The sequence below is a fragment of the Streptomyces omiyaensis genome (assembly GCF_014650895.1).
Classification (GTDB): Bacteria; Actinomycetota; Actinomycetes; order Streptomycetales; family Streptomycetaceae; genus Streptomyces; species Streptomyces omiyaensis.
Genome location: NZ_BMVV01000016.1, coordinates 179,020 through 201,724, shown reverse-complemented (window position 1 = coordinate 201,724; position 22,705 = coordinate 179,020). Strand labels below are relative to the sequence as shown.

General features: G+C 74.2%; 21 protein-coding genes. 8 read left to right on the top strand and 13 right to left on the bottom strand.

Going from position 1 to position 22,705, the window contains the following annotated elements:
• Positions 1-181: 181 nt before the first annotated feature.
• Positions 182-556 carry a DoxX family protein gene (locus IE287_RS25075; RefSeq protein WP_189851426.1) on the top strand — a complete coding sequence of 125 codons (375 nt, stop codon included), beginning with the start codon at positions 182-184 and terminating at the stop codon, positions 554-556.
• A 30-nt stretch (positions 557-586) separates the two neighbouring features.
• Here the strand turns inward: IE287_RS25075 and IE287_RS25070 are convergent, their stop codons facing one another.
• The 5 genes from IE287_RS25070 to IE287_RS39155 all read right to left on the bottom strand — a co-directional run bounded on the left by IE287_RS25070 (position 587) and on the right by IE287_RS39155 (position 4,194).
• A complete protein-coding gene (locus tag IE287_RS25070; protein WP_189851425.1) occupies positions 587-988 on the bottom strand; it encodes a VOC family protein in 402 nt (133 codons plus the stop codon).
• A 64-nt stretch (positions 989-1,052) separates the two neighbouring features.
• On the bottom strand, positions 1,053-1,715 hold the full coding sequence (locus IE287_RS25065; protein WP_189851424.1) for a hypothetical protein: 663 nt from the start codon (positions 1,713-1,715) through the stop codon (positions 1,053-1,055).
• An 82-nt stretch (positions 1,716-1,797) separates the two neighbouring features.
• Positions 1,798-3,324, bottom strand: coding sequence for an MFS transporter (locus IE287_RS25060; RefSeq protein ID WP_189851445.1), 1,527 nt, complete (start codon positions 3,322-3,324; stop codon positions 1,798-1,800).
• Between the two features lie 229 nt (positions 3,325-3,553).
• A complete protein-coding gene (locus IE287_RS25055; RefSeq protein WP_229883711.1) occupies positions 3,554-4,075 on the bottom strand; it encodes a hypothetical protein in 522 nt (173 codons plus the stop codon).
• Complete coding sequence (locus IE287_RS39155) at positions 4,060-4,194, bottom strand: hypothetical protein (RefSeq protein ID WP_268254994.1); 135 nt, start codon at positions 4,192-4,194, stop codon at positions 4,060-4,062. Before IE287_RS39155 ends, IE287_RS25055 begins: the two co-directional genes overlap by 16 nt.
• 412 nt (positions 4,195-4,606) lie before the next feature.
• Here IE287_RS39155 and IE287_RS25050 point away from each other — a divergent pair, with 412 nt between their 5' ends.
• Positions 4,607-5,095, top strand: a complete 489-nt coding sequence (locus tag IE287_RS25050; RefSeq protein ID WP_189851423.1) for a hypothetical protein — start codon at positions 4,607-4,609, stop codon at positions 5,093-5,095.
• Between the two features lie 94 nt (positions 5,096-5,189).
• On the opposite strand, the gene IE287_RS25045 is transcribed toward IE287_RS25050, so the two are convergent.
• A complete protein-coding gene (locus tag IE287_RS25045; protein WP_189851422.1) occupies positions 5,190-5,441 on the bottom strand; it encodes a DUF7660 family protein in 252 nt (83 codons plus the stop codon).
• Between the two features lie 184 nt (positions 5,442-5,625).
• On the opposite strand from IE287_RS25045, the gene IE287_RS25040 reads away from it, so the two are divergent.
• Positions 5,626-6,420 (top strand): SDR family NAD(P)-dependent oxidoreductase, encoded by a 795-nt coding sequence (locus IE287_RS25040; protein ID WP_189851421.1) that lies wholly within the window; start codon positions 5,626-5,628, stop codon positions 6,418-6,420.
• An 80-nt stretch (positions 6,421-6,500) separates the two neighbouring features.
• Here IE287_RS25040 and IE287_RS25035 read toward each other — a convergent pair whose 3' ends face one another.
• A complete protein-coding gene (locus IE287_RS25035; protein ID WP_189851420.1) occupies positions 6,501-7,709 on the bottom strand; it encodes a polyprenyl synthetase family protein in 1,209 nt (402 codons plus the stop codon).
• On the bottom strand, positions 7,706-8,869 hold the full coding sequence (locus IE287_RS25030) for a tetratricopeptide repeat protein (RefSeq protein ID WP_189851419.1): 1,164 nt from the start codon (positions 8,867-8,869) through the stop codon (positions 7,706-7,708). Before IE287_RS25030 ends, IE287_RS25035 begins: the two co-directional genes overlap by 4 nt.
• Positions 8,870-9,186: 317 nt before the next feature.
• Between IE287_RS25030 and puuE the strand changes: the two genes are divergently transcribed.
• On the top strand, positions 9,187-10,101 hold the full coding sequence (gene puuE, locus IE287_RS25025) for an allantoinase PuuE (protein WP_189851418.1): 915 nt from the start codon (positions 9,187-9,189) through the stop codon (positions 10,099-10,101).
• 94 nt (positions 10,102-10,195) lie between these two features.
• Here puuE and IE287_RS25020 read toward each other — a convergent pair whose 3' ends face one another.
• Together IE287_RS25020 and IE287_RS25015 are read right to left on the bottom strand one after the other, a co-directional pair.
• Entirely contained in the window at positions 10,196-10,936 is a 741-nt protein-coding gene (locus IE287_RS25020) for a dienelactone hydrolase family protein (RefSeq protein ID WP_189851417.1), read from the bottom strand.
• Between the two features lie 279 nt (positions 10,937-11,215).
• On the bottom strand, positions 11,216-12,085 hold the full coding sequence (locus IE287_RS25015) for a D-alanyl-D-alanine carboxypeptidase family protein (RefSeq protein WP_229883710.1): 870 nt from the start codon (positions 12,083-12,085) through the stop codon (positions 11,216-11,218).
• Positions 12,086-12,630: 545 nt separating this feature from the next.
• Here IE287_RS25015 and IE287_RS25010 point away from each other — a divergent pair.
• Together IE287_RS25010 and IE287_RS25005 are read left to right on the top strand one after the other, a co-directional pair.
• A complete protein-coding gene (locus IE287_RS25010) occupies positions 12,631-13,200 on the top strand; it encodes an SMI1/KNR4 family protein (protein ID WP_189851444.1) in 570 nt (189 codons plus the stop codon).
• Positions 13,201-13,568: 368 nt separating this feature from the next.
• Complete coding sequence (locus IE287_RS25005) at positions 13,569-14,378, top strand: phosphoinositide-specific phospholipase C-related protein (RefSeq protein ID WP_189851415.1); 810 nt, start codon at positions 13,569-13,571, stop codon at positions 14,376-14,378.
• A 66-nt stretch (positions 14,379-14,444) separates the two neighbouring features.
• On the opposite strand, the gene ppk2 is transcribed toward IE287_RS25005, so the two are convergent.
• Complete coding sequence (gene ppk2 / locus IE287_RS25000; RefSeq protein WP_189851414.1) at positions 14,445-15,431, bottom strand: polyphosphate kinase 2; 987 nt, start codon at positions 15,429-15,431, stop codon at positions 14,445-14,447.
• Between the two features lie 60 nt (positions 15,432-15,491).
• Positions 15,492-17,453, bottom strand: a complete 1,962-nt coding sequence (locus IE287_RS24995; RefSeq protein WP_189851413.1) for an acyl-CoA dehydrogenase family protein — start codon at positions 17,451-17,453, stop codon at positions 15,492-15,494.
• A 212-nt stretch (positions 17,454-17,665) separates the two neighbouring features.
• Between IE287_RS24995 and IE287_RS24990 the strand changes: the two genes are divergently transcribed.
• A complete protein-coding gene (locus IE287_RS24990; protein WP_229883709.1) occupies positions 17,666-18,859 on the top strand; it encodes an RNA-guided endonuclease InsQ/TnpB family protein in 1,194 nt (397 codons plus the stop codon).
• A 164-nt stretch (positions 18,860-19,023) separates the two neighbouring features.
• Positions 19,024-20,739, top strand: coding sequence for an alkaline phosphatase D family protein (locus IE287_RS24985; RefSeq protein ID WP_189851412.1), 1,716 nt, complete (start codon positions 19,024-19,026; stop codon positions 20,737-20,739).
• A 60-nt stretch (positions 20,740-20,799) separates the two neighbouring features.
• On the opposite strand, the gene IE287_RS24980 is transcribed toward IE287_RS24985, so the two are convergent.
• A complete protein-coding gene (locus IE287_RS24980) occupies positions 20,800-22,641 on the bottom strand; it encodes a N,N-dimethylformamidase beta subunit family domain-containing protein (RefSeq protein ID WP_189851442.1) in 1,842 nt (613 codons plus the stop codon).
• Between the last annotated feature and the right edge of the window lie 64 nt (positions 22,642-22,705).

The following is a 22,705-nucleotide window of genomic DNA, read 5'->3' as shown; positions in this document are numbered from 1 at the left end:
GTAGGACACCGCCGAACAATTTTTAGCCTCAACCCCCGGACCATGTCCGGGGGTTGAGGCATTTCTGCGTTCACGACGCCTTCCCCGCCGGACCCGCCTGCGGGCCCCGCCGTGGCTGTACTCTCGGGTAACTTCTGGGTGTGCGCCCATCGCGCCCCCATCATCGGCGAGGAGACGAGACATGCCCGGTTCCACGACGTCCGCCCGACTGCTCAGCGGCCTCCTGATCGGCGCCGGAGTGGCGCACTTCGTCGCTCCACGGCAGTTCGACGCGATCGTGCCCCGCGGTCTGCCCGGCGCGCCGCGAACCTGGACCCACCTCAGCGGGCTCGCGGAGATCGCCGTCGGCGCCGCCGTCGCCCACCCGCGCACGCGCGACGCGGGCGCCCTGGCAGCGGCGGGACTGTTCGCCGCCGTCTTCCCCGCCAACGTCAAGATGGCGTACGACTGGCGCCACCGGCCCGCCCCGCTCAAGGCGGTGGCCCTGGCCCGCCTCCCGCTCCAGGTGCCCCTGGTCGTCTGGGCGCTGCGCACCCGGGGGACCGGGCGGGCGTGAGCGGGGCCCGCGCGGAGGGGGCGCGGGGTGTCACGGCGAGGGGGCGCGGGGGGACAGGACGAAGGCGTGTCCGGCCGGGTCCATGAAGCGGCGGACGTCGGTGCGCCGGTCCGTCCGGGTGCCGTTGTTCTCGGCGGTCACCGGGCGGGCGCCCAGTGAGACGGCCTCGCGCTCGGCCTCGTCGAGGGCGTCGGGGGCCACGAGGATCCACAGGTGGGACTGCTGGGAGTCCTCGGGCCGGGGCCAGCTCGGGGGTGCGTGGCCGGGGTCGCGGGCGATGCCGAGGACGACACCCCCGGCGGCGGTCACCAGCAGCAGGTCGTCACCGCCGCCCGGCTCGACGGTGCCGTCGAACAGGGCGGCGTAGAAACGGGCGAGGGGCTCGGGGTCGGTGCTGTCGAGGACGAGCACACCGGTCTTGGGAACAGTCATGGGGAACGTCTGCCCGCTCGGCTCCCTCGCAGGCCTGGCAAGAAGCCGGAGCACCCGGCCCGGCTCAGCCGGTGGCGGGCCGGGGCGTCAGGCCGGCGCGGGCGAGCGCCCGTGCCACGGTGGCCGGTTCCGGCTCCTCGCCGTCCGGGTCGCGCAGCCGCGCCAGCAGCGCGTCCACGTCCCGGAGCGGACCGGCCTCCGCCTCGGCGAGAACGGCCTCCGGGCCGGGCCCGCCGTCCACCGGGGCCAGCCGCTCCACCAGCAGCCGGGCCGCCTGCGCGCGGTCGGCCAGTTCGCCCATCCCGCAGTCCAGGCCGTCGTCGTCCAGGCCGTCCGGATAGGGGGCGCGGGCCCAGGTGCCGTCCTCGTACCAGTAGACACAGCCGAGTTCGCCGCCGGACCGGCGGTCCTCCAGCTCCTCCCACGGCAGCCACGCGGGACCGCCGGCGAGGACGTCGACCGGCGGCCGGTGCCAGCGCGTCCCGCTGGACTCGTCCTCGCCGTACAGGACGTAACGGCCTTCGCCCGCCCGGGACATCACCCACCAGGTGCAGCCGCCGTCGTCCAGGTGCAGCCCGTCGTCGTCGATCCAGTGGCCGGTGCGGTGCGCGCTCGGCCGGCTCTCCCTCGCGGCGGTCGTACCGAAGGCGGCCACCAGAGCCCAGCGGGCCCACAGCGTCTCGGCGGGCGGAAGGTCCCCGGGGAGCCCGGGACGGTTGATCGTCATGGCCCCACGGTACGAGGCCGGGCGCCGGACGCGAGGACGGGGACCGCCCCGCACCGGAGGAGGGGTCGGGCGGGACGGTCCGTCAGTGCGGCCCGGCGGGCGGCACGGGCTCCTCGGAAGCGCGCCGGTCGCCCGGGTGGCGGAGGGCGCACAGGAAGCCGACGCCGAGGGCGACGGCCATGCCGTAGAAGACCCACTGGTTGGCCTGGGCGAAGTCCAGCCGGACCGCCGACATGGCGTCGCGGGTCGCCTCGGCGACCTGGCCGGTCCCGGTGGGCGGGGTCGCGTCGCCGTGGCCGGAGACGGATTCGGTGATGCCGCGCGCGACCTGGTCCGCGACGGACGGCGAGACGCCACGGGCCCGCAGCGTGTCCGTCACGTTCTCCGTCATGGCCCGGGACAGCAGCGTCCCGAACACGGCGAGGCCCACGCTCGCCGCGTAGTTGCGGACGGTCTGGGTGATGCCGGTGACCTCGCCGTACGAGGCGCCGATGGCCCGGTTGACGGCGTCGGTGGAGGCCGGGGCCAGGACGAAGCCGATGCCCGCGCCGGCGAGGGCCGCGTACGGCCACTGGTCGTGCATGGACAGGTTCGTCAACTCGTTGGCCCACAGCGCGAAGCCGACCGCCCCGATGGCCGTCCCCGCCTTCAGCGCCGGCCGGGCGCCCCGTTTGTCGAGGATCCGGCCGCCCCACTGGGAGGCGAGGGCGAAGCCGACGAAGAAGTAGAGCAGGAACAGGGCGGCCTGGTTGGGGGAGGCGCTGAGCGACACCTGGGCGTAGACGGAGGAGAAGAAGAACACCGGAACGAAGGCCGGCATCGCGAAGAACAGCACGGCGTTGTCCACCGCGAACGCCCTGTCCCGGAAGACCCGCAGGTCGATCAGCGGGTGGCGGACGCCGCGCTCGTAGCGCACGAACACGTACAGGACCGCGAGTCCGCCGACGATGCACAGCCAGGTCGCCCAGTTCCCCCAACCCCAGGTCCACGCCTGCTGGAAGCCGAGGACGCTCAGGCCCATGCCGACGGCGACGAGGACGGCGCCCGGCACGTCGAGGGTCCCGGTGCGCCGCCGGTCGGCGATGCGGGCGTACGCGGTGAGCACCAGGACCACGACCGCGACCGGCACGTTGACCCAGAAGACCGCGCGCCAGGTCCACGAGGCCGTGAGCCAGCCGCCGAGCAGCGGGCCGACGGCGGTCAGCGCGCCGGACACGCCGAAGAACAGGGCGAGGGCCCCGCCCCGGCGTTCGACGGGGAAGACCGCCACGACGACGGCGAGCGCCGCCGGGAAGAGCAGCGCCGCCCCGAGCCCCTGCACGGCGCGGAAGACGATGAGCCAGGTCTGGGCGTACTCCCCGGAGGGGACGCAGCCGCAGAGCACCGAGGCGAGGACGAAGACGAGGGTGCCGACGACGACGACCCGCCGCGGCCCGTACAGGTCGGCCAGCCGGCCGCCGAGGGCGAAGAACGCGGCGAGGGAGAGCAGATAGGCGTTGACCACCCACTGCATCCCCGAGCTGGAGAGGCCCAGTTCGCGGACGATGTCGGGGGCGGCGACGGAGACGATGGTCTGGTCGATGAAGGTCATCGCCACCGCGAACATCATCGCCGCGAGGGCCACCGTCCGGCTCGGGAGCCGCCCGCCCGCCTGGGGCGCGGGCCGCGGCTCCGGACCGGGTTCCGTCCGGCTGCTCACCCTGTCCAGTGTGGTCCGGTGCCGGCGGTTCCGCACGTCACGGGAGCGGCCCGGCCCGCACGGGGCGGGCCGGCGCCGGAGGGGAAGGGATCCGGGGGAGGGATGCGGCAGGGAGCCGGGGGAGGGATCCGGCGAGGACTCAGAAGGGGTACTGGACGTACTCGCGGCCGTCGAGGCAGCGGGCGGCGTGGTGGCGCATCCGGGGCGCGTGGTCGGCATGCCGGAGCAGGGAGGTGTAGGAGCCCCGGTCGCGGTCGACGAGGCCTGCGGTGTCGGCCAGGTAGACGTCGAAGCCCGGGTACATCAGCCCGACGAAGGGCAGGTCGTCCATGTCGAGCGCGAGGACCGGAGACTCCCCCTCCGCGTCCGGTTCGGTGACGGCGAGGACGCGCCGGGAGTCCGAGCCGCCGGGCAGCAGGAAGCATTCGGGGAAGCGGTCCGTGAAGGGGGCGAAGTCCTCCTTCCACCACGCGCCGAACTCGTCGGCGACCAGCGCGTGCAGCGGACGCGGCGTCAGGACCCCGCTGCCGTGCGCGAACCAGCCGTACCGCTCCAGCAGGCTCGTGTCGAAGCCCAGCCAGGCCCGCAGGCTCTGCGGGAGCGGCCGCCCGGACGGGAACGAGATCCGTGCGAGGACGTCCTCGGTCAGCGGGCGGGGCACGCCCCCGGCACCCACGGCACGTCCTGGTACGCGAGCACCGGGGAGCCCGGGTCCTGCCGCACCTTCTCGATGACCCTCAGCACCGCCGCGGCGCCGTGCGCCGCCCTCTCGACCGTCATGGACCGGAACCTGACAACCGGGTCGGACACGGATGCTCGTAGCGGGTTCCGGTGGTCGTGGCTCAGGGTCTGACCGACGTCCTGCTGGGCTGTCCTGCGACTGTTCTGTCCGGCTACCGGGATCCGTTCTCCATGGATCCGGCCAGGTGGAACACGACCTGAGAGGAGCTTGGCCAGAGGCCCCCTCGATGTCCTGTCTGACCCACCCGGCCGTCGTCGCCGACGGCCGGGAAGTCGGTGTCGAGGGGACCTCCTCCTACGGGCTGGGGTTCACCCGCGCCGCCCGCCACACGGGCCCGACCGCGATCGAGGTCAACCCGCCCGACAAGGCCGAGCGTCGCCGGATCGCACGTCCGATCCCCTCGACGCCTACGCCGCCGTCCGCACCGCGCTGTCCGGCCGGGCATCGGTCATGCCCAAGGACGACACCGGCAGGGGCATACGAGCCCTCCACGACGCCGCACGGTCCACCGTCAAGGCCCGCACCGCCACGCTGGACCAGGTCGCGCACATCCTCATCACCGCCCCTGACGACATCCGCGTCAAGTGCACCGCCCTGCGCGGCAAGACGCGGGTCGACGCGATCTCCCGGCTCCGTCCCACGGGCGATGGCCCGCGCGTCGTGCTCCTGACCGCGCTGAAGACCCTCGCCCGCCGGGTCCAGGCCCTGACCGCGGAACACGACGTCCGCACCCGCGCATGCATAGCCCGGCAGACCGCCGCCGGAGGTGCGAAGAAGGAGATCATCCGCCTGCTCGGCGGGCGATCGCCGGAGAGACTTTCCGCCACCCCACTCCGCCGGTCACCGTCCCCGACGTCTCCGCCCTCCGGTCCGCACGCCGGGCCAAGAACATCACCCCCACGACCGTCGCCGAGCACTTCGGAGTCCGGCCGGCCGTGATCTCCTGCATCGAACGCGGCACACGCCGCGACGACGACCTCGCCAGCGCCCACCGAGACCGGCTCACCGCGGCCTGAGCGTTTCAGGAGCGGATTCACTCATGGACGGTGGCGGCCTGAAGGGCTCTGGCCAGGAAGGTCCAGTCCCCCTCCTCGGGGAGCCGCTTCCCGCGGTTTCGATACCAGCCCGGCGAGTCATCCACCCACGCCGCGAGGGCCTCAAGGAAGCGATCGAGGCTCTGGTTCTCCCATTCGTGCCCCCGGCGGAGGTAGTCCTGGTGCAGTTCTCGAACGACGGCGGCCAGCTCGTCGCGGCTGCGGACCTCGCGGTCGGGAGCAAGTGACATGGAGTGAAGGTACCTCGCCCCTGTGAGCGCCTCCCCACGCTCGACGGCCAAGAGGAGCATCAGGCGTGCGGGCCGCGCTCCGGGGCGTCCCTTGGGCGAGACGGGCGGTTCCTGATGCCGCCGGCCGGGGACCGGGTACACGGGAGGAGGCAGCGACCCGTGAACCGCAGGAAGGCCTCCCCCCATGCTCATCGATCTGACAGGACGGACCGCTCTGGTCACCGGTTCCACCCAGGGGATCGGCGCCGCGATCGCCACCGGCCTGGCGCGCGCGGGCGCCCGGGTCGGGGTGAACGGACGCACCGCGGAAAGGGTGGAGCGGGCCGTCGAGGAGATCCGGGCCGAGGTGCCCGGCGCGGACCTGGTCCCCGTGGTCGCCGACGTCGCGGGCGAGGAGGGTGCGCGCCGCGCCGCGGAGGCGCTGCCCCACGTGGACGTGCTGGTCAACAACCTCGGCATCTTCGGAGAGGCCGATCCGCTGACGATCGGCGACGACGAGTGGCGGCGCTACTTCGAGGTGAACGTCCTCGCCGCCGTCCGCCTCGTCCGCGGATACCTCCCCGGCATGAGCGGACGAGGCTGGGGCCGGGTGCTCAACATCGCGAGCGACTCGGCCGTGGCGATCCCCGCGGAGATGATCCACTACGGCATGACCAAGACGGCCCTCCTGGCGGTCACGCGCGGCTTCGCCAAGCACGTGGCGGGCAGCGGCGTCACCGTGAACTCCGTCATCGCGGGCCCCACCCGCACGGGCGGCGTCGAGGACTTCGTGTACGAACTGGTCGATGACTCGCTGCCCTGGGACGAGGCACAGCGGGTGTTCATGCGCGAGTACCGGCCGCAGTCGCTGCTCCAGCGGTTGATCGAGCCGGAGGAGATCGCCGCCATGGTCGTCTACCTCGCCTCCGACCACGCCTCCGCCACCACCGGGGGCGCCCTGAGGGTCGACGGCGGGTACGTCGACTCGATCCTTCCCTGACGCGACCGGGCCGGTGGGGCGGTCGGCGGCCTGGGTGGCGGCCGGGGGCGGCGGGGCGGGCGGCGGCTCGGCCGGAGGGCTCACCAGGCGCGGTCCAGCAGGTCGGCGCAGAGGGCGTCCAGGTCCCGTGCGGCCGCGCGGGTCAGCGGGGTGGCGCGCAGGACGCGGCGGGCGGCGGACAGCCTGCGGTGCGCCTCCTCGTGGGTCGCGGTGCGGCCTCCGGCCTTCTCGACGAGCGCGGCGAGGTGCGCGGCCGCCGCGTCGTCGATCTCCCGGGACGAGGCGAGCAGGACCGCGAGTTCCCGCGCGGCGGGCCCCCGGCCGGCCAGGGCGGCGAGGACGGGGTAGGTCTTCTTGCCCCGGCGCAGGTCGGCGTGGACGGGCTTCCCGGTCGTCTCCGGGTCGCCCCAGATGCCGAGGACGTCGTCCACCGCCTGGAAGGCGAGGCCGAGGTGGCGCCCGGCGCGTTCGAGCGCGGTCACCGTCGGTTCCGGAGCGCCGCCGAGGACCGCGCCGAGTGCGAGCGCGCATCCCAGCAGGGCGCCCGTCTTCTGCTCGGCCATCGACCGGTACCGCTCCGGCGTGACCGCTCCGGGCCCGTGCCAGGGCAGGTGCTCGAAGCGGAGGTCCTCCGCCTGGCCGGCCACGAGGGCGTTCAGGGTGGCGCAGAGGCGCCGGACCGCGGCCGGCGCGCGGTCGCCGCGGGCCTCGGCGAGCCCCGTCACCGCCCGGGCGAGGAGCGCGTCGCCGGCCAGGACCGCGGGGCCCGTCCCGTGGCTCTTCCAGACGGCAGCCCGCCGCCTGCGCAGGGCGTCGGCGTCCATGATGTCGTCGTGGAGCAGGGAGAAGGTGTGGACGAGCTCGACGGCCACCGCTCCCGGGACCCCGTCGGCCGGGTCCGCCCCGACGGCCTCGGCCCCGAGCACGGCGAGGGCCTGCCGCACCCCCTTGCCCTCGGATCCGCCCGGGTCCGGCGTCCCGTCCGTGTCGGCCCAGCCGAGTGCGTACGCCGCCATCTCGCCGGTCCAGGGGTGCAGCAGGCCGACCGCCTCCACCAGCGCGGGCCTGACCAGGGCGCGGCAGCGCCGCAGGACGCCGGGCGCCGACGGCTGCGGGCCGGGGGCGCCGGGGGACTGCCGGTCGGGGGAGACGGAGGACCGCGGGCCGGGGGAGAGGGGTGTCCGCCGGTCGGGGGAGGTGGACGGTCCGTCTTCCGTCTCCGTTCCGTCGAGCCGGCTCCGCTCGGCCGGTGGGACGGCCGGGGCCGCGGGCGTCGGGCGGGCGCTCATCGCAGTCCCTCCGGGTCGGCCGTCCGCAGGGCCTCGGCCCCGACGTCCGGCAGCGCCGGCCGGACCGCCGCCGGGCCGTCCGCCGCCGGGCCCTTTCCGGCGGGTTCCGGAAGCGGTCCGACGCCGAGTTCTGCGGCGGCCCCGTCCACCAGCTCCCGGGCGTGGAGCAGTCCGATGCGCTCCAGGGACGTACGCAGCGCCGCCAGGTCGGCGGCGGTGCCGGCGGCGTCGCGGCCGAGACGGGCCTCGCTCTTCACCAGGCCGAGCCGCGCCAGGGCGGTGCCCCGGGGCTCGTCCATCGCGCGGAACTCGCCGAGGGCGCGCGCGTACTGCTCACGGGCCTGCCCGTAGCGGCCCGCCCGGTACAGGACGTTGCCGCGCATCTTGTGGTTGTAGGCGAGCGCGCCGTGCAGCCGTATCTCGCGGCAGGCCTCCTCCGCCCGCGACAGCAGTGCCAGGGCGCGCTCGGCGTCCCCGTCGCGCACGGACACCACGTCGGCGATGCCCCGCAGGGCCCAGGCCCAGCCGCGCCGGTCCTCGGCACGGGACGCGGTCTCCGCCGCCTCCTCGAAGAGGGCGAGCGCCTCGTCGAAGCGGCCGGCGTTCCGGTGCATCTGCGCGATGCCCTCCAGCGCCCAGACGGTGTGCCGGGCCTCGCCGCGGCGGCGCGCCTCCGCCAGCAGCTGCTCGTGCAGGCGCGCCACGGCCTCGTAGTCGCCCTGGATGCGCCCGGTCTCGGCGAGTCCGGCCAGCGAGTACCCCCGGGCGACGACGTCACCGCCGCGCTCTCCGGCCTCGGCCGCCAGCTTCAGCAGCCGGTACGCCAGCCGGAAGGCGCCGCGCTGCCGGGCCAGCGTGCCGCCGCTCCACAGCGCCCAGGCCATCGCCCCTTCGCGGCCGGCCGAGCGGGCCGCCCGGTAGCTCGCCTTCCACGCCCGGTCGGCCTCGTCGATCCGCCCGAGCCTGCGGCACGCCTCCGCGACGGCCAGCCGGCAGCGGGCCACCTCGTGGAGGTCTCCGGTCCGCTCGGCCGCGCGGACCGCCCGCAGGGCCTCGTCGAGCACCTCGGGGAGGGACGCGTTCACCGACAGGGACCCCAGGGCCCCCTGGTACTCGGGCGCGGACGCCCTCGCCGGCCGCGTGCTGGTCTGACCCGTCATCGGATCCTCCTTCTGCCTTCCGCCGACCCGACGATCAAGCCGACGCGAGGGTCAAGACGGCCCCGGCGGGCGGGGGTTCCGCATCGGGGGCAATGTCCGTCCCAGTGGGGGCACGTGGTCCGCCCCAAGTGCTACGTCCGGCGGCGCGGCCTCCTCAGCGAGACCTACGCGGACGTTCCGGCAGGACCGTATCGGTGGGTCGGGGTCGGTGGGTCCGGGTCGGTGGTGCCGTGTCCGCGGGTCCGTGCGCGTGGGTCCCGGCCGGCGGCGCAGCGCGTCGCGCGGGCCGCGGGCGCGGGGCGGGTAGCGTGCCGCCCGTGTCCGAGCACCCGCGCGATCTCTTCGGCTACGGCGCCGTGCCGCCCCGTGCCGCGTGGCCCGGCGGTGCCCGCGTCGCCGTCAGCCTCGTCCTCAACTACGAGGAGGGCGGCGAGCGCAACGTCCTGGACGGCGACGCCTCCTCGGAGGCCTTCCTCCACGAGGTCGTCGGCGCGCCGCCGGTGACCGGCGGCCGCGACCTCAACGCCGAGTCGATGTTCGCGTACGGCGCGCGGGCCGGGTTCTGGCGCGTGCACCGGACGCTCCTCGCCCACCGCACCCCCCTGACCGTCCACGCCGTCGGCCAGGCGCTGGAGCGCAATCCGCAGGCGGCGCGCGCGATGGCCGCGGCCGGCTGGGAGGTGGCCGGGCACGGCTGGCGCTGGATCGACTACCGCGAGGTCCCGGAGGAGGCCGAGCGCGCCGACGTCGCGCGGACGGTGGCGACGATCCGGCGCCTCGTGGGGCGGCGCCCGGTCGGCTGGTACACGGGCCGGACGAGCCCGGCGACGCGCCGCCTCGTCGCCGCGGAGGGAGGGTTCCTCTACGACTCCGACGACTACGCGGACGACCTCCCCCACTACGTCGAGGCGGCGGGCCGGCCGCACCTCGTGGTGCCGTACAGCCTCGACGCGAACGACTTCAAGTTCCTCCTCGTCCACGGCTTCACGACCGCCGACGACATGCTCGGGTACCTCGTGGACAACTTCGACACGCTGCACGCGGAGGGCGCGGAGCGGCCCCGGATGATGAGCGTCGGCCTGCACGGCCGGATCATCGGCCGGCCGGGCCGGATCCGGGCCCTCGACGCCTTCCTGCGGCACGTGGCACAGCGCGGCGGGGCGTGGTGCGCCACGCGCGAGCAGATCGCCCGGCACTGGCTGGCCACGCACCCGCCGCGGCCGATGCACTAGAGCCGATGCCCTGGAGGGCGGAGTGCCGGCCGGGTCGGACGCCGCTGGTCCGGCCCGACCGGCAGGAGCCCCCTGGCCCCGGGACCGGTCGCGGCTAGCGCAGGTGCCGGGCCAGGAAACGGGCCGCGGCGTCGCCCGCGTACGGCGGGACACCGGTGTGCCCGCCCAGGTGGGCGTGGAGGGACTTCTCCGTGGAGCCGAAGGCGTCGAACAGCTCCAGGGCCGTCTGCCGGTCGTTCCCCTCGTCGTCCCACTGGAGCAGGACGTGGAGCGGGACGGTCACGCGCCGGGCCTCGTCGAGGACGGCGCGGGGCACGAAGCTCCCGGCGAACAGCACGGCGGCCGAGAGGCGGGGTTCGACCACCGCCAGCCGGACGCCGACGGAGATCACGCCCCCCGAGTACCCGACCGGACCGCCGACGTCCGGCAGCGCGAGGAGGGCGTCCAGGGCGGCCTGCCATTCGGGGACCGCGAGGTCGACCAGGGGCAGGACGAGGTCGTCGACGAGGCCGTCGCCGACCGGCTCGCCTGCCTCCATGACCCGGCGCAGCTCGGCGCGGGCCCGGTCGAGGCCGGGCAGACGGGGCCGCTCGCCGCTGCCGGGGAGCTCGACGGTGGCCGTGGCGAACCCGTCGGCCGCGGAGCGCCGGGCCCGGTCGACCAGCCGGGGGTACATCCTCCGCAGCCCGAGCGGAGGGTGGCCGAGCAGCACGAGCGGTGCCGGGGCGGAGGGGGAGGCGGATGCCGGCGTCCAGAGGAGGCCGGGGACGTCGCCGAGGACGAAGGCGCGTTCGAGGACGTCGCCGTCGAGGAGCTGGGTGGAGGTGAAGTGCACGGTCGTGCCTTTCGGGAGTGCGTCGTGGACGGCGCTCCCGGGCGACGGCCTATCGCCCGACCGTGACCCCGGAGGAGAGCACCCATGTCGATGTGTTCACGGGTACCACCTCCTTCTTCTCTCGCACGGCCTCCGGCAGGCTAGCAGAAGGGGCTCGCGCATCCGCCCGGGCGGAGGGCCGAGGGCTGAGGGCGGAGAGCAGAGGGCGGAAGGTGGGTGGGACGGGGGACGGTGGACGGGGGACGGCGGCGGGCACCGTCCGGTGCCCGCCGCCGTCGTTCACTTCGCGAAGCCGTAGTCCAGCAGCTTCTTCACGTCGGACGCGCGGTTCGTCTCGCTCGGCGAGGCGAGGACCGCGCCGATGACGGTCTTGTTGCCGCGGGTGGCCGCGAAGACGAGGCAGTACTTGGCCAGCTGGCCCGAGCCGGTCTTCACGCCGATCGCGCCGCTGTAGGTGCTCAGCAGCTTGTTCGTGTTGGTCCACGCCATGTTCCGGTAGCCACCCGTCTTGGTGGTCACCTTCTGCGTCGTGGACTTGGTCCTGACGATGCCGCGGAACGTGCTGTTCTGCATCGCGCTGCTCGCGATCCTCGTCAGATCGCGCGGGGTCGAGTAGTTCGCCCCGTTGCTTATCCCGTCGAACGAGTCGAAGTGCGTGTTCCGCAGCCCCATCCGGCGGGCCTCGTCGTTCATCTTGCCGATGAAGGACTTCACCCGGGCCGCCCGCGTCGACCCGGTGCCGAACTTGTCGGCCAGGGCGTAGGCCGCGTCGCAGCCCGACGGCAGCATGAGGCCGTAGAGCAGCTGTCGGACCGTCACCTTGTCCCCGACGATGAGCCGGGCCGAGGAGGCGTTCTTGGAGACGATGTAGTCGCTGTAGGCCTTCTGGATCGTGACCTTCGCGTCGAGGTTCAGGCCCCGCTGGGCCAGCACCACCTTCGCCGTCATGATCTTGGTGGTGGATCCGGTGGCGCGGCGGGTGTCCGCGGCCTTCCCGAACAGCGTCGTGCCCGTCGTGTTGTTCATGACGAACCCGCCCGCGGCGGTGATCGACGGAACGGGCGGCGCCGCGGCCTGCGCCTGGCTCGCGGAGAAGCCCCCGACCAGCACGGCGGAGGTGGTGACCAGGACCGTCACGGCCCGGCGCACGCGCAATGGCGTGGATATCAAAGTGTTCTGCCCTCGGTAGGAGTGGTGCTGTCGGCGAGAACCGTACGGTCCCCCGCACGGAAGATGCGTGAACGGCCCCGATGGATGCACGAATGGACGCGCGAGAGGCTGTGTTCTCGCCCTCATTGCGGGGGGTTGCGGTGGGGGCGGGGGCCGGGTCCGGACGGCCGCGGGCGCCGGGCGCGGTGGTGTGGCGTACGGCCCCTCCCGGCGCGGGGTCCTGCGGGGGTGTGCTGGGCGTTCTCGGCTTCGCCGCCCCAGGGGGACGCCGCGGCCCTCGTGCGGGCACTGGAAGCTCCTCGGCCGGGCCCGGCGGGCACCGTGGCCCCTCTGGGAGAAGTCGCGGTCGGGCGCTTCACCGAGGGGCCGCCCCCGCGCCTCGAGGCCGAGACGATCGCGGGGAAGGGGGGAACGCGCACTCGAAGTACCATCCCGGCAAGGTTCTCCGGCCGGTGCTTCTCGACCTCCGCGGTGGCGCGGTCGGACGGAGGCATTTCCGTGGAGAGGACACAGGGCAGAGGGCGATGAGTGTGGCTGAGAGCTGGTCGCGCGTGATGGGTCTTCTTCGGGAGCACGCGCCGGCCGATCACGCGGATCTGCCGGGGCCCGCCACGGAGCAGGTGCTCGCGGCGGCCGAAGAGCGGATGGGCATCTCCCTGCACGGGGACCTGCGGACGTGGCTCTCGCAGAACAACCTGGATCTTCCGGAGGAGGATTTCGACGACGAAGTGCAATGCTGCGGTTTCGACGGGTTCCCCGACGAGGGGAGCTTCTTCCTGGGCATCCGGGCGATGGAGAGGCTTTACGCGAACCGCTCCACCTCCTGCGGATTCGACCCTCCGGACCAGCCGGACCATCCGTTCTGGCGGAACGAGTGGATCCCGTTCCTGTCGGACCGGGACGGCTGGAGCGGAAAGTTCGTCGATGTGCGGGACGGGCGCGTCGGCAGCTGGTTCGTGGGGGAGATCACGACCACGGGCGAGTACGAATCGATGGCCCGGTACTTCGACTCGCTGGCGGAGGCGCTGACGAGGATCGCCGAGGGAGGCTCCCCGGTCTGCCGGTTCGCCGAAGGCCGGCTTCTCTGGTCGTGAGAAGGTCCTCGACCGGATGGCGGCCATCGATGGTCCTCGACCGGATGGCGGCCATCGCCTGCCGAGCCGCCTTCGCCCGGAAGGGCGTGGACACCCGCTCGACCAGAGCCTGAGGCGGGTCGGGCGCGGCAGGACGGCGGGGAGCGACAGGGCTTCTGCGCCTGCGGGTGGGGGCTTCGAGTGCCTCCCTCGGTGGCGCGGGAGCCCTGTGCGTTGCGGTCCTTGCCCTTCCTCGGCCTGGACCGCTCGGTCAGTGACCACTCCATCGGTGGCCACTCGCAAAGAGCTCGCCGGGCGAGGTCCGGACGCCCGTCGGGCCGGGGGCGGAAGCGGGCGGGCCGCACCTGGTCCGGAAGCGCCCGGACCGGTTGACGGGGCGGCGCCCGGACCGGCCGACGGGGAGAGTCCCGGCTGGGCGGTCGCGAGGTCGCCCGGTTGTCGAGGAGGGGCACTGGTACGAGAAGAGCCGGTGGCTGTGCGTCATCAGCTTCGGCAGCGACTGCTACCCGAGCGACGTCCACCTCTGCCACGGCGAGTGCAAGACCTTCGCCGGGGTCACGTACGCGCTGCCCCGGAAGTCCTTCCAGGGCGGCATGCAGACCGTCGTCGACTTCCTCGTCGCCCACCCCGAGGAGGTCGTCTCCGTCTTCCTGGAGGACCACGTCGGCGCGCAGCAGCTGGGCACCGCCCTCGGCCGCGTACGCGGTCTCGACCAGGTGCTCTTCCGCCCCGACACGTGGAACGTGCGCCAGCGGGGCCGGCCGCGGATGACCGGCCTCGTCGCCTCCGGGAAGCGCCTGCTGATCTTCAGCGACGAGGGCGACCGCGAGCACCTCGGCGTCATGCACGACAAGGCCTGGACCGTCAGCAACCACTGGAGCCTCGGCGACCTCGGCGACGACGTCTCCTGCGTCACCCGGTGGGCCGACGTGCCGCTGGACCGCCGGGAGCCCGGCTTCCGCGGGCTCTTCACCATGAGCCACCACCGCAACGTGCCCACGGTCATCAACGCCGCCCTCGACAACGGCGCCAAGCTGCGCGACCGCATCGACCGGACGTGCCGGCCGGTGGCCGGCGGCCGCGATCCCAACTTCGTGGCGGTCGACTTCCACCGCCTCTCCGACGGCAGCGGACACACACCGGCTTCGATCGTCGCCGGGCTGAACGCCCGGGACTGAACCCACCTGCACCCACCCGCACCCACCCGCACCCGCCCGCGGCGCGCGCCGCGGGCGGACGCGCGGTCACGAGGCCCCGCGGTCCGGGGGCTCGGGGTGCAGGCCGGGCCCGTACGGCCGCCCCGCCAGAGGGGTGGGGGACAGGTCGGAGGGCTGCTCGCCGTCCTCGAGCAGCGTGTCCGCGGCACCGACGATGAGCGGATCGGGACGGCCGACCGCCTCCTCGTCCTTGCTGGCGTAGTCGATGCCCCACAGCAGGCTGCGCATGGCCTCCAGCCGCCCCCGCCGCTTGTCGTTGCTCTTCACCACCGTCCACGGAGCGGCGTCGGTGTCGGTCGCCCGGAACATCTCGACCTTCGCGCTCGTGTACGCGTCCCACAGGTCGAGCGAGGCGAGGTCCGTGGGCGACAGCTTCCACTGGCGCACCGGATCGACCTGCCGGATCGCGAACCGGGTCCGCTGCTCGGCCCGCGAGACCGAGAACCAGAACTTCACCAGCAGGATCCCGTCCGCCACGAGCATCGCCTCGAAGGCGGGGCACTGGCGCAGGAACAGCGCGTACTGCTCCGGGGTGCAGAACCCCATCACCTTCTCGACGCCCGCCCGGTTGTACCAGGACCGGTCGAAGAAGACGATCTCGCCGGCCGCCGGCAGGTGGGCGACGTACCGCTGGAAGTACCACTGCCCCGCCTCCCGCTCGGTCGGCTTGTCCAGGGCCACGATCCGCGCCCCGCGCGGATTGAGCCGTTCGGTGAACCGCTGGATCGTGCCGCCCTTGCCCGCCGCGTCCCGCCCCTCGCAGATCACCACCAGCCGGGTCCCGGTCTCCTTCACCCAGCGCTGGAGCTTCAGCAGCTCGATCTGCAGGATGCGCTTGGCCCGCTCGTACTCCGCGCGGCGGAGCTTGCGCTCGTACGGATAGTTCTCCCGCCAGGTGCGGATCGGCGCGCCGGAGGAGTCCAGCAGGACCGGCTGCTCCGGCCGCCGGTCGTCCACGCTCAGCCCCGCCAGCAGGTCCTCGGCCTCCGGCCGCGATGATTCCCGATCGTCCACGTCTCCACCCCTACCCTCTGATCCGTGCCGCCGCCACCAGGGGAACCCGCCGCGCGGCCCTCATCCCAGCAGGTCCGGTGCCCGCAGCACCTGCGGCGGGACGCCCCAGGCGTCGACCAGGCCGACGGCGAACGGGCGCACCCTGCGGCACAGGTCGTTCACCTCGCGGCTGATCGCCTTGGAGCGCTGCACGGTCAGACGGCCGTGCTCCATGAACCACGCCCGGTCCGCCTCGATCGTCGACAGGGCGTACAGGTCGCGCAGCAGGCCCAGCGCGACCTTGTTGCCGCCCTCGGGGTGGGCCCCGAGCGCCTCCGTGAACGACTCCAGGACCAGCCGCTCCATGTGCGCGTGGGCGAGCGCGATCACGTGGTCCTGCACCGACGAGAACACCGCGCCGGGGTCGCGCCCCCGGTCGACGCCCGCCTTCAGACGGCGGGCCAGGCCGGCGAGCATGTGCTCCTCCCGGTAGCGCATCATGGCCAGCTGGTACTCCGGGTCCAGCAGCCCGGCCTCCCGGTCCCACTGGTCGCCCCCGGGCAGCAGGTCGCGGACCCGTTCCAGGAGCTTGTGGGCGGAGGTCTTCTCGATGACGGCCTCGACCGCGAGGCCGGTCACGTAGCGGACCACGCCGAACTGGTCCAGGTCCTCGAACTCGCCTGCGTGGTCGGTGAGCAGGCCCTTCGCCACGAGCTGGAGCAGGACGTGGTTGTCGCCCTCGAAGGTGGTGAAGACGTCGCTGTCGGCCTTGAGGGCGGCGAAGCGGTTCACCGCCAGGTATCCGGCGCCGCCGCACGCCTCGCGGCACTCCTGCACGGTCCGCGTGGCGTGCCAGGTGCCGAGCGCCTTCGTGCCGGCCGCCCGCGACTCCAGGCGCCGGCGCGCCTGAGGGGATTCGTCACGGCCGGAGAAGACGGCGTGGAGCTGCCCCCGCACGGTGTCCTGCGCGAAGTGGAGCGCGTACGTGCGGGCGAGCAGCGGCAGCAGCCGGCGCCGGTGCAGCCCGTAGTCCAGCAGCAGCTGCTCCCCTGCGCCCGGGGACGCCTCGAACTGGCGCCTGCGCTCGGCGTACCGGACAGCGAGGGTGAGCGCGACCTTGGCCACGCCCACCCCGGCGCCGCCGACGCAGACCCGGCCCTGGACGAGCGTGCCGACCATGGTGAAGAAGCGGCGGTTGGGGTTGTCGATGGAGCTGACGTACGTGCCGTCGGGGGTGACGTCGGCGAAGCGGTTGAGGAGCGCCTCGCGGGGGACGCGGACGCCGCGGAAGCGGATGCGGCCGTTGTCGACGCCGTTGAGGCCCATCTTGAGGCCGTCGTCCTCGATCTCCACGCCCTCCACGACCTCGCCGCCGGAGCGCAGCGGCACCACCAGCGCGTGCACGCCGCGCGCCTCGCCGCCCACCTCCAGCTGGGCGAAGACGACCGCGAGCTCGGCGTGGCGGGCGGCGTTGCCGATGTAGTCCTTGCGGGCCGCGTCGCCTTCGGTGGTGACGACGAACTCCCCGGCGGCGGCGTCGTAGCGGGCGACCGTCCCGAGCGCCTGCACGTGGGAGCCGTGCCCGGTCTCGGTCATCGCGAAGCAGCCCAGCAGCCGGCCCGCGACCAGGTCCGCCAGGTAGGCGTCGTGGTGGCGGGCGGTGCCCAGCTGCAGGATCGCGCCGCCGAACAGACCGAACTGCACCCCCACCTTGACCAGCACCGACAGGTCGCCGAAGGCGAGGGTCTCGAAGGCCGCCACCGAGGCGCCGATGTCGTCCCCGCCGCCGTACGCCGCCGGGAAGCCCATCCCGGTCTGGCCGGTCCCGGCCATCTCGACCGCGATGTCGCGCACCCGCTCGCGGAACGCGTCCCGGTCGAGCCGCTCGGCGTCCTCCAGGACGGAGGAATGGGCCGCCAGATTGGTCCGGACGAGGTCGCGGACCCCGGCGTACTCGCCGTCGAGGAACCTCGCCAGGGCCCTGACGTCGAGCTCGGGCCGTACGGAGCCGCTCGCGGCGGCGGAAGCGTCGTCGGGTGCCATGGGCCTCCGTTACCCCGCCGGGCCGGGACCATACCGCCGTGACCACACGGGGGAGCGGAGCGGGGGTCCTGCCGGCGCACACGGCCCGCACGGTCTCCTCACAGCCCACAAGAATCCCGTCGGTGAAGGACCGGCGCCGGTCCCGGGTGGTGAAGACCACAGGGGCGTGGAGGGCTTGCAGTCTCCGTGCATGTCGGGGTCCTGCTCCCGACATGGTGATGTGGATCAACTTTATTACGATGGCCTGCGTGAAACTCGTGGCGCAGGTGAAGCTGATGCCGGAGGCCGGTCAGGCCGCCGCGCTGTCGGCGACGTTGCGGGCGGTCAACGAGGCCGCCAACTGGGTGTCCGGTGTGGTGTTCGAGCGCGGTGTGCCGCGCGAGTACGAGCTGCGCAAGCACACCTACGCCGAGTTGAAGACGCGGGGACTGGGGGCGCAGGCCGCCCAGCACGTCATCAAGAAGACGCGTGACGCCTACACCACGCTGAAGGCGAACATCCGCGCCGGGAACCTCGGCAAACCCGGCAGCAGGCGCCGCGTCAAGGCGGAGTCGAAGCCGATCGCGTTCCGGCCCGGGGCTGCGCAGCCGTACGACGACCGATGTCTGTCGTGGCGGTACGACGTGCAGACCGTGTCCATCTGGACCGTGGCGGGGCGGCTCAAGGGCGTCAGGTTCACGTGCGCGCCGGACGCGCTGAAGATGCTGCGCGAGCATCGCAAGGGCGAGACCGATCTGGTCGAGCGCGATGGTGTGTTTTACCTGGTCGCCGTCTGCGACCTTCCCGAGCCGGATCCCTACGAGCCGGACGGCTTCGTCGGCGTGGATCTCGGCATCGTCAACATCGCCACGACCTCGACCGGCTATCGTGCGGCCGGCCGGGGGCTGAACCGGTACCGGGCCCGGCAGCTCGAACTGCGCCGCAAGCTCCGAGCCAAGGGCACCAAGTCCGCGAAGCGCCTCCTCAAGAAGCGCTCACGCAAAGAGGCCCGGCACGCCGCCAACGTCAACCACATCGTCTCCAAGACCATCGTCACCACCGCTGAACGCACCGGCCGGGGCATCGCCCTCGAAGACCTCACAGGGATTCGTGACCGGGTACGGCTCCGCAAGGACCAGCGGACCTCTCTGCACTCGTGGAGCTTTCGCCGGCTCGCCGCCTTCGTGGAGTACAAGGCGAAGCGGGCCGGGGTGCCGCTGGTGTACGTCGATCCGGCGTACACCAGCCGGCAATGCTCCCGGTGCGGCCACATCGACCGGAAGAACCGGGTCGGTCAGGCGGCGTTCGCGTGCCGAGCCTGCGGGTTCCTGTCCCACGCGGACGACAACGCGTCCCACAACATCGCACGCAAGGGCGAGACCGTGTGGACCGCGGGGCGTGAGTCACGCGTCCCTGCCACCCCCTAGGGGTGTCTGGACGGAGGAGCCCATCCAGCAGCCGGCTGGACGCCACCTCCAAGCCCGCCCCTCAGGGCCGGGCCGTTGACTACCGTACGGGTGAGGGCCCGCTCCGTTCGGAGGGGCGTGGTGGGCGCAGGGACGTTCGGGCGGGTGGCGGAAGGGGACGTGCGATGGCCGGTCTGAGGCTGGGGCCGCTGGTGCGGTACGTCGACTGGGAGACGGGCACGAGCGCGACGGTGTGGGTCGAGACCGACCGGGCCTGCACCGTCCGGGTCCGGTGCGCGGGCGGCGGCGCGGGCACGGCGCGCACCTTCCTGGTCGCGGGCCACCACTACGCGCTGGTCGTCGTCACCGGACTGACCCCCGGGTCGGCCGTGGAGTACGAGGTGCACCTCGACGGCGAGCGGGCGTGGCCCCCGGCGGACCCGCCCCGGCCGCCCAGCACCCTGCACACGCCCCCCGTTCCGGCGACGGAAGCGGTGGTCGCCTTCGGCTCCTGCCGGTGGGCGGCGCCCGCCGAGGGCGGGTCCGACCCGGTCGGCCCCGACGTCCTCGACACGCTCTCCGCCCGTCTCGCCGCCGACCCCGCGGACGGCCGCCCGGACGTCCTCGTCCTGCTGGGCGACCAGGTGTACGCCGACGAGACGTCCGCCGGCACCCGCGCGTGGATCGCCGAGCACCGGCGGGAGGCCGGCACCGGCGCCGACGCCCCGCCCGACCAGGTCGCCGACTACGAGGAGTACACCCACCTCTACGACGAGTCCTGGGGCGACCCCGAACTGCGCCGGCTGCTGGCGACCGTGCCCACCTGCATGATCTTCGACGACCACGACGTCATCGACGACTGGAACACCAGCGCCGCCTGGGTCGCCGACATGCGGGCCACCCCCTGGTGGCACGAGCGGATCATCGGCGGCCTGATGTCCTACTGGGTCTACCAGCACATCGGCAACCTCTCCCCGGCCGAGCTCGCCGCCGACGAGGTGTACGCGGCGGTCCTCGCCGCCGAGGACGGCACCGAGGTGCTGCGCGCGTTCGCGGAGCGGGCCGAGGCCGATCCGGCGTCGGTGCGCTGGAGCTACCGCAGGGACTTCGGCCGCACCCGGCTGCTGATGGTCGACACCCGGGCCGCGCGGGTCCTGGAGGAGCAGCACCGGGCGATGCTGGACGCCGAGGAGGCCGACTGGCTGCGCGAGCAGGCCTTCGACGACCCCGGCGGCGTCGACCACCTGCTGGTGGGGACCTCGCTGCCGTGGCTGCTGCCGCCGATGGTCCACTTCGCGGAAGGCTGGCACGCGGCCCTGTGCCGGGGCGAGCGCGGCCCGCGCTGGGCCGGGTTCGGGGAGTGGCTGCGCCGCCGCGCGGACCTGGAGCACTGGGCGGCCTTCACCGCCTCCTTCCACCGCCTGACGGACACCGTCGCCGAGGTGGGCCGCCAGGACGCCGCCCCGGCGACCGTGTGCGTGCTGTCGGGCGACGTCCACCACGCGTACGTGGCGGAGCCCGCCTGGCCCGCCGGCCGGCAGCCGCGCTCCCGCGTCTTCCAGTTGACCTGCTCGCCGCTGCACAACTCGGTGCCCCTGGTGATGCGGATGGGCTTCCGCTTCGGCTGGAGCCGCTTCGCCAAGGCCCTCGGCCACCTCCTGGCCCGCCACGGCCGCGTCGCCCGCCCGGCGGTGCGGTGGGAGCGCACCGGCGGCCCGTGGTTCGGCAACCAGCTGATGACCCTGACCCTGCGCGGGCGCACGGCACGCCTGCGCCTGGAGAGGGCGGCCGGGGGCGCCGGACGGAGCCGCCGCGGCACGGACCGGGCGGGAGCCCGCCTGGTGCGGGTCATGGAGCGGGGACTGACGGGGGACGACCGACGGGGGACGGGAGACGGCTGACGAGGGACGGGGACGGTCGGGGAGGGGCCGGGGGCGGGGACGCTTCTCGCGTACCCCTTCTCACACCCCCGGATGGCTGATCAGCCGGTCGTCCTCGGTCGCCGCCAGCAGACGGCCCGCGTACGCCGCGAGGGCCCGTGCCGGCGGGAAGGGGACCGGGGGCGTGGCGGGTGCGAACGGCGCGTCGGCGAGGACGGGCGGGCGGCCGAGGAGGCCGTCGGGGGTCACCGCGTGGAGCCGAGCCCCGAGGACGGTCAGGGCCGACGCCTTGCCCGCCGGGCCCAGCCGTCGCCACGGCGCGTCGAAGTCGCCGGCCCGGCGCCCGTGGAGGGTGTCGTCGTGCGGCGTCACCGCGAACAGGCTGTTGTCGCACATCGCCAGGGCCGTCGTCCCCGCCGGCACCCGGCCCGCCGGGAGCCACGGGGCGGGGCCCGGCACCGGTGCCCGGTGCACCAGCCGGTCGTCCCCGGTGACCGCCAGCAGGGCCAGCGGCATCGGGTGGGAGGCCTCGCGCGGCGCGGTCAGGCAGCGCAGTTCGGGCGACGGGGAGCCGTCGGCGGGCGGGCACGGCGTCCAGGGGAGGTTCTGCTCGGACGGCTCGCGGTGGAGCAGCGTCCGGCCGTCCCCGGCCACGGCGAAGAGCAGCCCCTCGCACGCGGCGAGCGCCCGCAGCCCGGGCGCCGGGCCGACGGTGTGCCAGCGCGGGGCCGGGACGGCGCCCGAGAGCCGGTCGAGGACGTTGCGCGTGACGCGGTCGACCGCCGGATCGTGCAGCGCGCGGCCCCAGTTGATGGTGGCGGCGTTGAAGACGGTGCCCGCCCCGGCGCGGAAGACGCCCATGGTCGCCCAGCCGCCCTGCCCGTACGTCCGCCAGTGCCGCAGGTCGGCGGTGGCGAGCACGGCGAACGACCGGGGCGTCCCGTCGCGGCCGGTGGCCCGCGGCACCCCGGCCGACCAGTCCAGCTCCGCCGCGTCCGTCTCGTACCCCAGCGCCCCGCGCGCGAAGGCGTCCCCGTCGCGCAGGCCGGTGCCCTCGAAGACCCAGTGGCCGGCGAAGCGGACCGTGTACGCCTCGCGGCCGATCAGCGCCATGCCGTCGCCCCACGCCCCGGCGCCCTGCCGGAAGCTGACGCCGGTCATCGTGTTCTCCGGCCGGTCGACCGGGGAACTGGACCACTCGACGGTCGCCCGCGCCGGGTCCACGGCGGCGACCGGGTCGGCGGCGGCGTCGCGGTGGCAGACCATCGTGCGGCCCCCGTCCTCCAGCCGGATCTGCCACCAGGCCGTGTTGCCGGCGAAGACGGCGAGGTTCCCGCCGCGCCGCACGAACCCCTCGACGGAGTCGCGCATCTCCGCCGTCCAGTACTCGTCGTGCCCGTTCACCACCAGGAGCCGGTACGGCGCGAGGAGACCGGCCCCGTCGTGCAGGTCGAAGCCGGAGCAGTACTCCACGGGGCGCCCGGTCCGGTGCAGCCAGCGCAGCAGTGGCTCCTCCCACCGCTCCGGCGGCGGCCCGCCGCCCGGCGCGGCGAGGGACACCCGGGCCGCGCGGGTGGGCTGCTCCGCGTAGTAGATGCTCCGGCCGGGCTCGCCCGCCCGGTGGTAGGCCCGCCACGTCGGGAAGGGGACCGAGACGAGCACGGGCGAGGAGACGCCGGGGCGCGCGGCCCGCACGACGAACCACACCTCGTGCTCGGCGTCCCGCTCCGGCGCGGGGGTCTCGGGACGGGCGTCGTGGAAGGACGCGCGGTACAGCGAACTCGGCCACGCCTCCGGCACGTCGAGCGTCCAGCCCGGCCCCGTGACGCCCGCCTCCGCCACGACCCGCTCCGCCACCACGTCCGTGACGACCACCCGGCCCCGGAACCGCCCCCCGTCGCCCGCCGCCACGCGGAACCGCATCCGCCCGCCCTGCGCGCAGGACGTCGTGTCGGCGTGGGCGAGCGGCCGGGGCACCCGCCCGGCG

Coding starts and splice junctions, on each gene's coding strand:
- IE287_RS25065 (WP_189851424.1), bottom strand. CDS start 1,715: ATGACGATCAACCGTCCCGGGCTCCCCGGGGACCTTCCGCCCGCCGAG.
- IE287_RS25010 (WP_189851444.1), top strand. CDS start 12,631: ATGAGTGTGGCTGAGAGCTGGTCGCGCGTGATGGGTCTTCTTCGGGAG.
- IE287_RS25050 (WP_189851423.1), top strand. CDS start 4,607: ATGCCCAAGGACGACACCGGCAGGGGCATACGAGCCCTCCACGACGCC.
- IE287_RS25045 (WP_189851422.1), bottom strand. CDS start 5,441: ATGTCACTTGCTCCCGACCGCGAGGTCCGCAGCCGCGACGAGCTGGCC.
- IE287_RS24990 (WP_229883709.1), top strand. CDS start 17,666: ATGGTGATGTGGATCAACTTTATTACGATGGCCTGCGTGAAACTCGTG.
- IE287_RS25035 (WP_189851420.1), bottom strand. CDS start 7,709: ATGAGCGCCCGCCCGACGCCCGCGGCCCCGGCCGTCCCACCGGCCGAG.
- IE287_RS25070 (WP_189851425.1), bottom strand. CDS start 988: ATGACTGTTCCCAAGACCGGTGTGCTCGTCCTCGACAGCACCGACCCC.
- IE287_RS24995 (WP_189851413.1), bottom strand. CDS start 17,453: ATGGCACCCGACGACGCTTCCGCCGCCGCGAGCGGCTCCGTACGGCCC.
- IE287_RS24985 (WP_189851412.1), top strand. CDS start 19,024: ATGGCCGGTCTGAGGCTGGGGCCGCTGGTGCGGTACGTCGACTGGGAG.
- IE287_RS25060 (WP_189851445.1), bottom strand. CDS start 3,324: ATGATGTTCGCGGTGGCGATGACCTTCATCGACCAGACCATCGTCTCC.
- IE287_RS25030 (WP_189851419.1), bottom strand. CDS start 8,869: ATGACGGGTCAGACCAGCACGCGGCCGGCGAGGGCGTCCGCGCCCGAG.
- IE287_RS24980 (WP_189851442.1), bottom strand. CDS start 22,641: ATGCGGTTCCGCGTGGCGGCGGGCGACGGGGGGCGGTTCCGGGGCCGG.
- IE287_RS25040 (WP_189851421.1), top strand. CDS start 5,626: ATGCTCATCGATCTGACAGGACGGACCGCTCTGGTCACCGGTTCCACC.
- IE287_RS25075 (WP_189851426.1), top strand. CDS start 182: ATGCCCGGTTCCACGACGTCCGCCCGACTGCTCAGCGGCCTCCTGATC.
- IE287_RS39155 (WP_268254994.1), bottom strand. CDS start 4,194: ATGACGGTCGAGAGGGCGGCGCACGGCGCCGCGGCGGTGCTGAGGGTC.